This window comes from Citrobacter sp. wls829 (assembly GCF_005280825.1).
Classification (GTDB): Bacteria; Pseudomonadota; Gammaproteobacteria; order Enterobacterales; family Enterobacteriaceae; genus Citrobacter; species Citrobacter gillenii.
The window spans coordinates 100,644-113,590 of record NZ_SZWP01000058.1 but is presented as its reverse complement, the minus strand read 5'-3'; the positions used below and the strand labels follow the sequence as shown (position 1 = coordinate 113,590).

Here is a 12,947-nt window from a genome sequence, read left to right as displayed (position 1 = left end):
CATTAGAAGAACCCCATGCCAATGATCACAACGTCACCTGGACGCACCGAGTGCGTTAAATCCACATTCTCCAGCAGCTGATGACTGCCCGCCTGGCGAATATTGATATCTTTACGGTCAGCGCGATCGGTAAATCCGCCCGCCTGAGCGATCGCTTTCTCCACGGTAAGCCCCGGCTCATACGCGAAAGCATTAGGGCTTTTCACTTCGCCTGATACGTAGTATTTACGAAATTCAGCGACGCTAACCGTCACCATGGGATTAACCATATATCCATTACGCAAGCGTTGCGTTAATTCCGCAGTCACCTGGTCCGGCGTTTTCTCTTTTAATGCGAGCGTGCCAATATAAGGGAAATTGATGGTTCCGCTTTTATCGACGATAAATTTCATGGTCATCTCGGGTTCGCCGTAAACCACAATATTGACCGTATCCCCCGCACCAAGACGGTAATCCTCTGCGCTTGCCGCAGGGTCGTCCGTTAATGGTGGCCTGGACGTTGCGCATCCGACCAACAGGATACTGAATAGAAAACACGCGCACAGTTCTATTATTTTCATTTTAGATCTGAACCTTAGCTGTAAGCATAATCATAGAATTATCATAACCTAGCGTTCTGATGACTTTATATTTGTCGTTGGGACCGATATAAAACGAGTCAGTATCCTTATTAGAATTCAATGTATCTACCTGATATTTAATCGCAAAATTCACCGACGGCGTGTAGTCATAGCTCATCGTTACGCTAAATACACCATTTTTATCATGGCGATCTTTGTTCTGTTTTTTATAATCTTCCATTGTGTATGCATAGTCGAGAAGGGTAGAAAAGCGATTACCCAACCAAAAATGCTGGTAAGAAATCCCATATTCAGTAACTAAAATATAGCCCCCAACTTCCGATGGGTCTTTAATACTTTGTGACGTCCGCGCGGTGAAAACTGACTGCTGTAACGGTTTCCACTCTCCTTTTACATCCCAGTTTAGACCATTAAAATCATGCGAGTTTGGATCGTTTTCAAATGTTTTGTACAACCATGAAATATTCATGTCGACATTCGTTTTACCCGTCAACTGCGATTTCAGGCCGTAAAGCAAATAGTATTCATTACTGTCTTTTTCTGAGTTGTTATCGTAATGACGCTGGTTAGTAATAAAGCTATAGCGAAAACGTGTTCTCGACGTGTACTGGTCAAATATCTCCGCAACCAGGCTATTCTCATGCCATTCCTGCTGCTGAATGTAGGTATAAAATTCTTTACTGGTATCCTGAACATCCGACGTATTACCGAACGTCAGCTTTTTATATAACAACGCCAGTTCCGCTTTACCGCGCCCATCCGGCGCGCCGTAGCTGTAGCGCAGTTCGCTGTTGATAAAATCGGTCGTCAGTGGAGATTTAATCCCATACTGGCGAAACTGACTCGGCAAAAAGCCCTCAGTAATATCGCGACCGCGATCTTCATGCCCAAGCGAATCTTCCAGATTTAGGGTTAAGCCATGCATTCGCCCGTAACGCCAGGCACCGTTAAAACGGAAAAAATGATCGTTGTAGTTATCCGCAGAATCGCTGGAGTAGTGGCGATAATCCCCCGAATACATCAGCAAATACGTATCCTGACCGCGCTCGCCGATCATACTCAGCACGGGCGCAGCACTCTGAAAGGCGGAACCTTTCGCATCGCGGTTATGTGGCTGATATGTCACGTTATCATCATAACCATAATCCACAGCAACCTTGCCCTGGAAGTCGATCCCCGCAAAGCCAATGTGTGATTTCGGTGTCAGATCAGCCCATGCGGACTGCGATATCACGATCCCGGTAATAACGAGTATTTTAGTATGCATTCTTACCGACAAATCCTTTGAAAATAGTTTTAATAATAATTTTTATATCCAACCATAATGACCAGTTTTGAATATATTCAATGTCATACTGGACACGTTTTTCCATCTTATAGAGCGCATCGATTTCCCCACGAAACCCGTTAATCTGCGCGAGACCGGTGATCCCTGGCTTCACTTTATGGCGGATCATGTAATTTTCGACCTGCTTACGGTACTGCTCGTTATGCGTAACTGCATGCGGTCTGGGACCGACAATCGACATACTTCCCTGCAACACATTAATAAATTGCGGCAGTTCATCGAGCGAGGTGCGACGTAAAAAACTACCGAATTTCGTCACCCGTGGATCGTTCTTCGTAGCCTGAATAACGGTGTCAGAATTCTCCATCACCCGCATTGAGCGAAACTTCCAGACCTTAATTTTTTGCCCACTCAGACCATAGCGGTCTTGTTTGAAAAATACCGGGCCGCGCGAGGTGAGTTTGATCCCAATGGCGATGACTAGCATCAGTGAGGAGATCATCACCATAATGAGACTCCCGAGTACCAGATCTTCAGTCCGCTTAATAAACGATCCTGCACCTTCAAACGGCGAGCTAAAAATGCCGATGGTTTGCAGGTTGTGGATCGAGCGCAGCTTGGACATATTGTTACTGTAGGTATAAAAGTCAGGCACAATATAGGTATCGACCGTGGTATCAGACATCATCGCCAAAAAATGACGAATGCGCTGTAACGCCACCATCGGTAGCGCAATATAGATCTCATCTATATTCCCATTTTTGGCTTCTTCAACTAAATTAATGACCGAGCCGCGAAAGGGGCTTTTTATTTTATCAACCACATCGCCACAACGATCTGGACTGCGCTCATCATAAAATGCCAGGTCTAACTTGATGTTGGCGTATTCCGTAGTCAACGCATTTTCCGCCGCCAGACCATTCTCGGTCAGGCCAATAACGGCAACGCGAATATGTTTCTTGGCTGAGTATTTAAAAAGAAAAAAACGAATAAAATAAAGGACAGGTAGTGGAATAAAATACCAAATGACAATAGCTGAACAAAAAGGCGGATCCAGTGCATTCAGATCCCCCAGCGACTGAGGATCCGCAATGGTCGTACGAACCCACTCATTACAGAAAATGGCCAGTAGCGTACACGCCAGCAGTCTCTTTTGATTGCGCAAGCTAATGGTTTTGATCTTCTGCTGGTACATTTTGGTGTATTCAGCAAACAACAAAAACAGAAGTGAGAAGATCACACTGAGGATTACAATCGTCGAAAACGGCAGCATGCCTAGCAGTTTTGCGCTAAAAATTAGAGTAAAATTGATGACAAGGAAATCGACCAGTTTTATATAAACTGGATATCCTTGACTGCTAATCTTTAGCGAATTTTTAAGCATATCTCAGCCTATTATCGATTGATTTTAATTATTTTTTTATCGCTTGATATGGCTAATTATATCACAAGCTCAAAAATCGCAATGTCGGAGTGTCAGCAAATGTAATTACTAGTATTACAAATTGTGACTACAGTCTCATGAAAAATTCATACCCACTTGATTTAATTGGATATTATTTTCATGACTATTTGATTTTTATTATTAGAAATATATGATTATCTACAACGGATATATTATTGACAGATAACCATTCGTCGACTAGCAAAATAGGTTATGCCTGATTATTTTTAGCTGCTTTAACCCGCGACGCATAAAAACCGCACCCGCACGCTTAACCCTCCCAGAGTTTCACTGCGCGACAGTTGTGGGTGCGTGCGGTGCAGGCGAGCAATATCATTGACCAGCGCCAGCCCAATCCCCGCCCCGGGAACATTGTCCACATTATCCAGGCGATGAAACGGTAACAGCGCCTGATGCACCCGATCGTCATCAATACCGGGGCCACTGTCTTCAACCACCAGCACCACGCTTTCTCCCTCACGCAGCAGCCGGGCGGTGACCATCCCCTGTGCAGGCGTGTATTTCAGCGCATTATCCAGCAGATTTCCGCACAGTTCGCCGAGCAAAACATCATCCCCTTCAATCCACACCGCCTCTTGTTCCCCTTCATAGCCGAGATCGATGGCTTTGCTGCGCGCCTGCGCCAGGCGGGTAAAACAGCTGGTTTGCACCACCTCAAACAGATTGACCGATGAAAAGTGTCTTTCTCCCTGCTCTTTGCGCTTCACGGCAGAAAGCTGTAACAATCGCTCCGTCAATTGAATGGTGCTGTCGAGCGTAGTGCTCATGGCCTGTAAACTCTCATACCACTGCTGCGGCTGCGGGCTAGCAAGGGCTACCGCAGCCTGCGTTTTTAGCACCGCCAGCGGGGTTTTTAACTGATGAGAAGCATCTGCGCTGAACCGCTCCTGGCGCGATATCAGTGCGCGTAGCCGGTCAATGTAGCGATTGAAGGCCACGATCAGCAAACGAGTTTCCGACCACGGCAGCAGCTCCGGCAGTGGCGTCAGCAGCCCCGGCTCGCGGCGTACCATCAATGATGACAGCTGGCGCATCGGGCGTAATACCCGTCGCAGCAGCCAACCGACCAGCACCAGCGTCAGCAGTACCAGCAGCCCCTGGGATACCCAGGATGAGAACAGCAGCTGTCGCGCCAGATAGCGTCGTGATTGCAGCGTTTCGGCGACATAAATCTCCGCCATACCGACAATCCCGCCTTCATTCACCGGCTGGAGCAGGCGTGCCACGCGAATAGCCTCCCCGCGATATTCAGTATGATAAAACCACGCCAGCGCCGGGTATAGCCGGGTGCGCGAGGTGGAAGGCGGCATCGCCGGCAAATCGTCATAGCCAGAAATGACCTTCCCCGTCGGATCCACCACCTTGTAGTACAGCCGATCGTTCATGTTCAGCTCAAAGCTGTCCAGTACCACCCACGGTACGTTGACTTCCAGGCGTTTATTGCGCACCACCAGCCGCTCGGATACCGTTCTCGCCGATGAGAGCAGCGTCCGGTCATACGCCTGGGTCGCTGCCTGCAGGGCACTGACATAGCTGTTAAACGCCGACAGCCCCCACAGCAGTAGCAGCGGTAAGCCAAGGAACATCAGCAGTTGCAGATACAGCGACTGCGGCTTAACCCACTTCATCACTGCGCTCCAGTACATAGCCCAGGCCGCGCAGGGTCGCGATACGCACGTCGCTGCCGTTCAGTTTTTTACGCAAACGGTGGATGTAAAGCTCAATACTTTCGGGGCTGACCTCATCGCTCAGGCTGAAGACCTGTTCAAACAACTGCTGGCGCGAGACCGGACGCAACCGTCGGTACATCAGCACCGTCAGCAGCGCCTGTTCGCGCGGCGTCAGCGCCAGCGGTTGTCCCTGCAGCAGAAAATAACCCTCATCATGAAACGCCAGCTCACCGAGTTGCTGTATACCCTGCACTTGCCCCGCGCTACGCCGCAGCAGCGCCCGCAGCCGGGCATCCAGCTCTTCAAGCTCAAACGGTTTTGCCAGGTAATCATCCGCACCGGCGTTAAGCCCCTTTACCCGATCCGCCACCGCACTACGTGCTGTCAGCAGCAAAACGGGAAGCGTTTGCCCGCGCTTACGCAGCCGCTGAACCACCTCAAGACCGTCCAGCCCAGGCATATTGATGTCCAGCACCGCCAGCGCATAGGTTTCACTGTGTAACAGGTGATCGGCCGCCAGACCATCAAACACGCAGTCAACGGCAAAACCGTTTTGCACCAGCGCTTTCTCCAGCCAGTGAGCGAGCTCACGGTTATCTTCCGCTAATAAGAGACGCATATCACATCCTGTAAAGTTTCTGCCGCATTGAAAGGGAATTGAAAGGTTAATGTTTTAACAATCACGCAACCGAACTGCTACACATCGGCTCACATAATCACAAAAATAATCTTCCGTACCCGAAATCCGGTCATCCGGCGTGAGGATAAATAATGAAAAAACAATTACTTCATACCCTTACTGCAAGCATGTTACTGATGAGTACCTCTGTTCTGGCGGAACAAGCGCCTTCACGCACCGAATGTATCGCCCCGGCAAAACCCGGCGGCGGTTTTGACCTCACCTGTAAGCTGATTCAGGTGAGCATGATGGAAACCGGCGCCATCGAAAAACCGATGCGCGTGACCTATATGCCTGGCGGCGTCGGGGCGGTCGCTTATAACGCCATCGTCGCCCAACGCCCTGCCGAAGCAGGCACCGTGGTGGCCTTCTCCGGCGGGTCGCTGCTGAACCTGTCGCAGGGTAAATTTGGCCGTTACGGCGTCGACGATGTGCGCTGGCTGGCAAGCGTCGGCACCGACTACGGCATGATTGCCGTGCGCAACGATGCCCCATGGAAAACGCTGAAAGACCTGCTGACGGCCATGGAGAAAGATCCCAACAGCGTAGTGATTGGCGCCGGTGCCTCTATTGGCAGTCAGGACTGGATGAAGTCGGCGTTGCTGGCGCAAAAAGCCAACGTCGATCCGCATAAGATGCGTTACGTGGCGTTCGAGGGCGGTGGTGAACCGGTCACAGCGCTGATGGGCAATCACGTGCAGGTGGTCTCCGGCGATCTCAGCGAGATGGTGCCCTACCTCAACGGCGACAAAATCCGCGTCCTGGCGGTGTTCTCCGACCAACGTTTACCGGGTCAGTTAGCCAATGTGCCCACCGCCAAAGAGCAGGGATATGACCTCGTGTGGCCGATTATCCGCGGCTTCTACGTCGGACCCAAAGTCAGCGACGCCGAGTATCAATGGTGGGTTGACGCCTTTGCCAAACTCCAGCAAACCGATGAATTTAAAAAGCAACGCGATCTTCGCGGTCTGTTTGAATTCAACATGAGTGGGCAACAACTCGACGCCTACGTGAAGAAGCAGGTCACCGATTATCGTGAGCAGGCAAAAGCCTTCGGTCTGGCTAAATAAGCGCAGGGGCAACAATGATGAGCGATCGTATTTTTGCGGGTATCTGGCTGTTGCTCTGTATAGCCGGGCTGTTCGTGGCCTGGCAAATAACCAGCGAATACAGCTATGAGCCGGTCGGCCCGCGTCCCTTTCCGCTGGGCATTATCGGCCTGATGTTGCTGTGCGCCGTGGCGTTACTCCTGCGCCACCCGGACACCATCAGCTGGCCTCGTCGCCACGTACTGCAAAAGCTGCTGACGATGGTGATTATTCTGTTTATGTACGCCTGGGGATTCGAGTGGCTGGGCTTTCCCATTGCCACCGCCATTCTCACCGTGGTGATTGGCCTGCTGTTCGGGGCCACCATCCCGGCGGCGGGTATTTCCGGGTCGGTTCTTGGCATTCTGCTGTGGTATGCCTTCGATCGGCTGCTTGACGTCACCTTACCTCTCGGCGCCTGGCTGAGTTAACGGAGAAACGATGGATACCTGGATATATCTTTCTCAGGGTTTTGCGGTGGCGATGACGCCGGAAAACCTGGTCATTGCGCTGATCGGCTGTTTTGTTGGCACCATTGTCGGGCTGTTGCCGGGGCTAGGCCCCATTAACGGCGTGGCGATCCTGTTGCCGCTGGCTTTTGCGTTGCACCTTCCCGCAGAGTCCGCGCTGATCCTGCTGGCGACCGTTTACATCGGCTGCGAATACGGCGGGCGAATCTCGTCGATTTTGCTGAACGTTCCCGGCGATGCCGCCGCTATTATGACCGCCCTCGACGGCTACCCGATGGCGCAGCAAGGACGCGGCGGCGTGGCTCTCTCTATCTCGGCGGTCAGCTCTTTCTTTGGCTCGCTGATCGCCATCGGCGGCATCATTCTGTTTGCTCCGGCACTGGCTCAATGGTCGCTGGCCTTCGGTCCGGCAGAATACTTTGCCTTAATGGTCTTCGCCATTGCCTGCCTCGGCAGCATGATGGCGCAAAACCCGCTGAAATCCTTTCTGGCAGCGCTGATCGGTCTTGGCCTTGCGACCGTCGGCGTAGACGCCAACACCGGGGTATATCGCTTCACCTTTGACAGTGTCCATCTCTCCGACGGCGTGCAGTTTATCGTGGTGGTGATTGGGCTGTTCTCTGTCTCAGAAATCCTGTTAATGCTGGAACATACCAGCAGCGGTCAGGCGCTGGTACGTAAAACCGGCCGCATGATGTTCAACGCCAAAGAAGGTGCGCAATGCGTGGGCGCGACGCTGCGCTCGTCGGTGATAGGCTTTTTTGTCGGCGTGTTGCCCGGCGCCGGGGCGACCATCGCCAGCGCCATAACCTACATGACCGAGAAAAAGCTCAGCGGTAACAGCGACAGCTTCGGTAAAGGGGATATTCGCGGCGTTGCCGCACCGGAGGCTGCAAATAACGCCTCGGCCTGCGGCTCGTTTATTCCAATGCTGACGCTCGGCGTACCTGGCTCCGGCACCACGGCGGTGATGATGGGTGCGCTGACGCTGTACAACATCACCCCGGGTCCGGCGATGTTTACCGAGCAACCGGACATCGTCTGGGGATTGATTGCGGCACTGCTGATTGCCAACGTGATGCTGCTGGTGATGAACATCCCGCTGATCGGTCTGTTTACCCGCATGTTGACCATCCCGCTGTGGTTTTTGGTGCCGGCCATCGCGGCGGTCTCCGCTGTCGGTGTGTACGCGGTACACAGTACGACGTTCGATCTGATACTGATGGTCGGGCTCGGCGTCTTCGGCTACATTTTGCGTAAAATGCACTTCCCGATGTCGCCATTGATTTTAGGCTTTGTACTGGGCGAAATGCTGGAGCAGAACCTGCGCCGCGCGCTGTCGATCAGCAACGGCAGTATGGATATTCTGTGGGCCAGCGGCGTGGCAAAAGTCCTGCTGGCGATGGCGGTGATGGTTATCGTGATCCCACCGGTGCTGCGCCTGATCCGCAAGCGCAACCGCAAACCGCAGGTGGATATCGGCTAATAATAGGCCGGATGGGGCGCTGACGCGTCTAGTCCGGCCTACAATAGCTACCTCCCGTAGGCCGGATTAGCGCAACGCCATCCGGCATTTTTATTTTCAGCGTAACCCCTGCGTGCCTTCCAGCATATGCTCGACAAACTGCGTCAGTTTCGGCAAGGGGCGTAAATCCTGACGCCACAGCAGATGAATCGGTCGCGGCTGTGGCGTAAAGCCCTCCAGCACTCGAACCAGTTTGCCGCTGGCAAGCTCGTCCGCCAGCAACACTTCCGGCTGCAACAGCAACCCCGCGCCCGCCACCGCCGCCATGCGCAGACCGTGACCATCGTTACAGCGCAGGATCGCATCGCGTTTCCATCTGACTTCACCTTCCATACCCGGCAACGTCCATTCGTTACGCGCCGTCCACACCGTGTGGGACAAGCACAGATGGTCTACCAGATCTGCAGGCGTCCGGGGCGTACCGTAACGCGCCAGATAGTCCGCTGACGCGCAGATCGCCATACGGTACGGGCACAGATATTTCGCCACCACATCCGTCTGGTGAATATCACCAATGCGGATCGCCAGATCGACCCCCTCGTTCACCAAATCCACCATCCGGTTAGTCAGATCCAGTTCAATACGCACCTCGGGCCAGCGTTGTAAAAAAGCCGCGGCCAGCGGCGAAACGACACAGGCGCCAAAAGACGTGGGCGCGCTGATGCGCAGCGTCCCCACCGGTGCCAACCGCAGTCGTTCCACCGAGCGTTCGGCTATCGACACCTGTTCCAGCACCCGCCGGGCTTCCTCAACATAGACGCGCCCGGCGTCGGTCAGACTTTGCCGACGGGTGTTGCGCTCCAGTAACCGTGTACCGAGCTGCGCTTCCAGCAGTGCGATATATTTCCCTACCATCACCGCCGACATTTCCAACCGCGTTGCCGCCCCGGTAAAGCTGCCGCTTTCCACCACGGCGATAAACGTTTCCATGCCGCGAAGCTTATCCATATTACAAACCTCTGGTTAGTAATCATCTAACTTTTAGCCAGTTTATCCGATTTCATTTTCATTAAAGAATAGCGGCTCACACAATTGCGGAGGTGGTTATGAAAATCGTCATTATTGGTGCCAGCGGTACCGTCGGCCGCGCAGTCGCAGCAGAACTGGGTCGCAAACATGAGATTGTTCGCGTGGGCCGCACGCAGGGTGATTACCAGGTCGATATCACCTCACAGCACAGCGTGCAGGCGCTGTTTGAAAAAATCGGTCGGGTAGATGCCATCGTTTCCGCCACCGGTAGCCTGTTCTTTGGCCCCCTGTCGACCATGACCGACGGCGAGTTTAATCAGGGGTTGCAGGATAAGTTGCTAGGCCAGGTGCGGCTGGCATTGACCGGGCAGCATTACCTCAACGAGGGCGGCTCGATTACGCTGATTAGCGGTATTATCGCCCATGAGCCGATTGCGCAAGGGGCAAGTGCTGCCACGGTCAACGCCGGACTGGAAGGGTTTGTACGCGCCGCAGCCTGCGAATTAGGGCGCGGCATACGCATTAACCTGATAAGCCCCACCGTGCTGAGTGAATCCGCTGCGGCGTATGACGGTTTCTTCCCTGGCTTTGAAAGCGTCCCCGCCGCCACGGTCGCTAACGCCTATCGGCGCAGCGTCGAAGGCATTCAAACCGGTCGTATTTACAAAGTCGGCTACTGATATTGCGGCTGTTGCGGCGCTCCGCCAGCGGCAGCCTGATTAACCCTCTGTTTTAAAAGATCCTTCTCCGTATTCCCTCCCGCTCCGCGTAATTACCCTCACCTTTTATAATGTTAAATATTTGTTGTTTTTGATCACAAATAATAAACAAACAAGTTCATTCTGTGCGCGTTTTCCAAAAATGTAGATATTTTTAGTTTATGGCTACGAAACGAGCAGCGCCATGTCTCCCTGACAATCTACTGAGAGGATCGATTCTGATGAACGCACTGACTGCCGTACAACCGAACGCTGAAGATCCAGCCCAGCACTACCGTGGCTTCACGCTGAAACCGTCAGCCCAGTCACCACGCCTGCTGGAGCTGACGTTTTCTGCCCAAACCGCTGAGCAATTTCTGCAGGCCGTGGCGCAATGGCCGGTGCAGGCGCTGGAATACAAATCCTTCCTGCGCTTCAAAGTGGCAAACATCCTCGACGACTTGTGCGGCAATCAGCTGCAACCGTTGCTGCTAAAAACGTTGCTGGATCGCGCCGAAGGTGCATTGCTGATCAACGCGGAAGGTGTCGATGACGTGGCGCAGGCAGAGGAGATGGTCAAACTGGCAACGGCAGTGGCGCATCTGATCGGCCGCTCCAACTTTGATGCGATGAGCGGTCAGTACTACGCGCGTTTCGTGGTGAAAAACGTCGATAACTCCGACAGCTACCTGCGCCAGCCACACCGCGTAATGGAGCTGCATAACGACGGCACCTACCTCGAAGAAATCACCGACTACGTGCTGATGATGAAAATCGACGAGCAGAACATGGCCGGCGGCAATTCGCTGCTGCTGCACCTCGACGACTGGGAACATCTGGAGAACTACTTCACCCATCCGCTGGCCCGCCGCCCAATGCGTTTTGCCGCGCCGCCAAGCAAAAACGTCAGCCAGGACGTGTTTCATCCGGTGTTTGACGTCGACCAGCAGGGTCGCCCGGTAATGCGCTACATCGACCAGTTCGTCCAGCCAAAAGATTATGAAGAGGGTGTCTGGCTAAGCGCGCTCTCCGATGCGCTGGAGACCAGCAAAAGCATCCTGTCCGTTCCGGTTTCGGTCGGTAAATTCCTGCTGATCAACAACCTGTTCTGGCTGCACGGTCGCGATCGCTTTACGTCGCATCCGGACCTGCGCCGCGAACTGATGCGCCAGCGTGGTTACTTTGCCTACGCTACAAACCACTACCAGACGCATCAGTAAGCGCGAAGGAATTAAGCGGATGTATGATTTTGTGATTATTGGCGGCGGCATTATCGGCATGTCGACCGCCATGCAGCTGATTGATGTCTACCCGGACGCCAGAATTGCGCTGCTGGAAAAAGAGTCCGGTCCGGCCTGTCATCAGACGGGCCACAACAGCGGAGTGATCCATGCCGGGGTCTATTACACCCCCGGCAGCCTGAAGGCGAAGTTTTGTCTGGCCGGTAATCTCGCCACCAAAGCCTTTTGCGATCAAAACGGCATCCGCTATGACGTCTGTGGAAAGATGCTGGTCGCCACCTCAACGCTTGAAATGGAGCGTATGCGCGCCCTGTGGGATCGCACCGCCGCCAACGGTCTTGAGCGCGAATGGCTCAATGCCGAAGAACTGCACGAGCGCGAGCCTAACATCACCGGGCTGGGCGGGATTTTTGTGCCATCAAGCGGGATCGTCAGCTACCGCGACGTCACCGCCGCGATGGCGAGAATTTTCCAGGCCAAAGGTGGCGAGATTGTTTACAACGCCGAAGTCAGCGGCCTGAAAGAACACGCTGCGGGCGTTATCGTACACACCCGCCAGGGCCAGGAGTATGAGGGTGCTACGCTGATTAGTTGCTCCGGGTTGATGGCTGACCGACTGGTGAAAATGCTCGGCGTTGAGCCGGGCTTTATCATCTGTCCGTTTCGCGGGGAATACTTCCGTCTGGCGCCGGAACATAACCACATCGTCAACCACCTGATCTACCCGATCCCCGATCCGTCAATGCCGTTTCTCGGCGTACATCTCACCCGCATGATTGACGGCAGCATCACGGTCGGCCCCAACGCGGTGCTGGCGTTTAAGCGTGAAGGTTATCGTAAACGTGATATTTCGTTGAGTGACACGCTGGAAATCCTCGGCTCTTCCGGCATCCGTAGGGTGCTGCAAAACAATTTACGTTCCGGCTTAAGCGAGATGAAAAACTCGCTGTGCAAAAGCGGCTACCTGCGCCGGGTACAAAAATACTGCCCGAGCCTGACGCTAAAAGACCTGCAGCCCTGGCCTGCGGGCGTGCGAGCACAAGCGGTATCGCCAGATGGCAAACTGATTGACGACTTCCTGTTTGTCACCACGCCGCGCTCGATCCACACCTGCAACGCGCCTTCGCCGGCGGCGACATCGGCTCTCCCCATCGGGGCGCATATCGTCAGCAAAGTTCATGCGCTACTGGAAAACCAGAGCAATCCCGGACGCACGCTGCGTGCGGCACGTAGCGTGGAGACATTACACGCCGCCTTTACCCGTTAACCCTTT

At 53.5% G+C, this 12,947-nt stretch carries 12 protein-coding genes; 6 read left to right on the top strand and 6 right to left on the bottom strand.

Annotation, left to right across the window (positions count from 1 at the left end; translation table 11 throughout):
• Positions 1-2: 2 nt before the first annotated feature.
• The 5 genes from FDW88_RS12260 to tctD form a co-directional block, all read right to left on the bottom strand.
• Positions 3-560 carry a polysaccharide biosynthesis/export family protein gene (locus FDW88_RS12260; protein WP_137362630.1) on the bottom strand — a complete coding sequence of 186 codons (558 nt, stop codon included), beginning with the start codon at positions 558-560 and terminating at the stop codon, positions 3-5.
• Position 561: 1 nt separating this feature from the next.
• Positions 562-1,848, bottom strand: coding sequence for an outer membrane beta-barrel protein (locus tag FDW88_RS12255; RefSeq protein WP_137362637.1), 1,287 nt, complete (start codon positions 1,846-1,848; stop codon positions 562-564).
• Complete coding sequence (locus FDW88_RS12250) at positions 1,838-3,253, bottom strand: undecaprenyl-phosphate glucose phosphotransferase (protein ID WP_137362629.1); 1,416 nt, start codon at positions 3,251-3,253, stop codon at positions 1,838-1,840. The genes FDW88_RS12255 and FDW88_RS12250 overlap by 11 nt, the downstream gene beginning before the upstream one ends.
• 296 nt (positions 3,254-3,549) lie before the next feature.
• On the bottom strand, positions 3,550-4,962 hold the full coding sequence (locus tag FDW88_RS12245; protein ID WP_137362628.1) for a sensor histidine kinase: 1,413 nt from the start codon (positions 4,960-4,962) through the stop codon (positions 3,550-3,552).
• The gene (gene tctD / locus FDW88_RS12240) at positions 4,949-5,623 is read right to left on the bottom strand and encodes a transcriptional regulator TctD (protein ID WP_115257666.1); all 675 of its coding nucleotides are present in this window, start codon (positions 5,621-5,623) and stop codon (positions 4,949-4,951) included. Before tctD ends, FDW88_RS12245 begins: the two co-directional genes overlap by 14 nt.
• A gap of 152 nt (positions 5,624-5,775) precedes the next feature.
• On the opposite strand from tctD, the gene FDW88_RS12235 reads away from it, so the two are divergent.
• Genes FDW88_RS12235 through FDW88_RS12225 form a run of 3 tightly spaced genes read left to right on the top strand, consistent with a single transcriptional unit; the run spans position 5,776 to position 8,727 of the window.
• A complete protein-coding gene (locus FDW88_RS12235) occupies positions 5,776-6,753 on the top strand; it encodes a tripartite tricarboxylate transporter substrate binding protein (RefSeq protein ID WP_137362627.1) in 978 nt (325 codons plus the stop codon).
• A gap of 14 nt (positions 6,754-6,767) precedes the next feature.
• Positions 6,768-7,202, top strand: coding sequence for a tripartite tricarboxylate transporter TctB family protein (locus tag FDW88_RS12230; protein WP_096756025.1), 435 nt, complete (start codon positions 6,768-6,770; stop codon positions 7,200-7,202).
• Positions 7,203-7,212: 10 nt separating this feature from the next.
• Entirely contained in the window at positions 7,213-8,727 is a 1,515-nt protein-coding gene (locus FDW88_RS12225; RefSeq protein WP_137362626.1) for a tripartite tricarboxylate transporter permease, read from the top strand.
• A gap of 96 nt (positions 8,728-8,823) precedes the next feature.
• On the opposite strand, the gene FDW88_RS12220 is transcribed toward FDW88_RS12225, so the two are convergent.
• On the bottom strand, positions 8,824-9,714 hold the full coding sequence (locus FDW88_RS12220) for a LysR family transcriptional regulator (protein ID WP_115257665.1): 891 nt from the start codon (positions 9,712-9,714) through the stop codon (positions 8,824-8,826).
• A gap of 98 nt (positions 9,715-9,812) precedes the next feature.
• Between FDW88_RS12220 and FDW88_RS12215 the strand changes: the two genes are divergently transcribed.
• From FDW88_RS12215 to lhgO, 3 genes are all read left to right on the top strand, one after another.
• On the top strand, positions 9,813-10,415 hold the full coding sequence (locus tag FDW88_RS12215) for a short chain dehydrogenase (RefSeq protein ID WP_137362625.1): 603 nt from the start codon (positions 9,813-9,815) through the stop codon (positions 10,413-10,415).
• A gap of 260 nt (positions 10,416-10,675) precedes the next feature.
• The gene (glaH, locus tag FDW88_RS12210) at positions 10,676-11,653 is read left to right on the top strand and encodes a glutarate dioxygenase GlaH (RefSeq protein ID WP_137362624.1); all 978 of its coding nucleotides are present in this window, start codon (positions 10,676-10,678) and stop codon (positions 11,651-11,653) included.
• 19 nt (positions 11,654-11,672) lie between these two features.
• Positions 11,673-12,941: an L-2-hydroxyglutarate oxidase gene (lhgO, locus tag FDW88_RS12205; RefSeq protein WP_137362623.1), complete on the top strand. Its 1,269-nt coding sequence runs from the start codon at positions 11,673-11,675 to the stop codon at positions 12,939-12,941.
• The last annotated feature ends 6 nt before the right edge of the window (positions 12,942-12,947 follow it).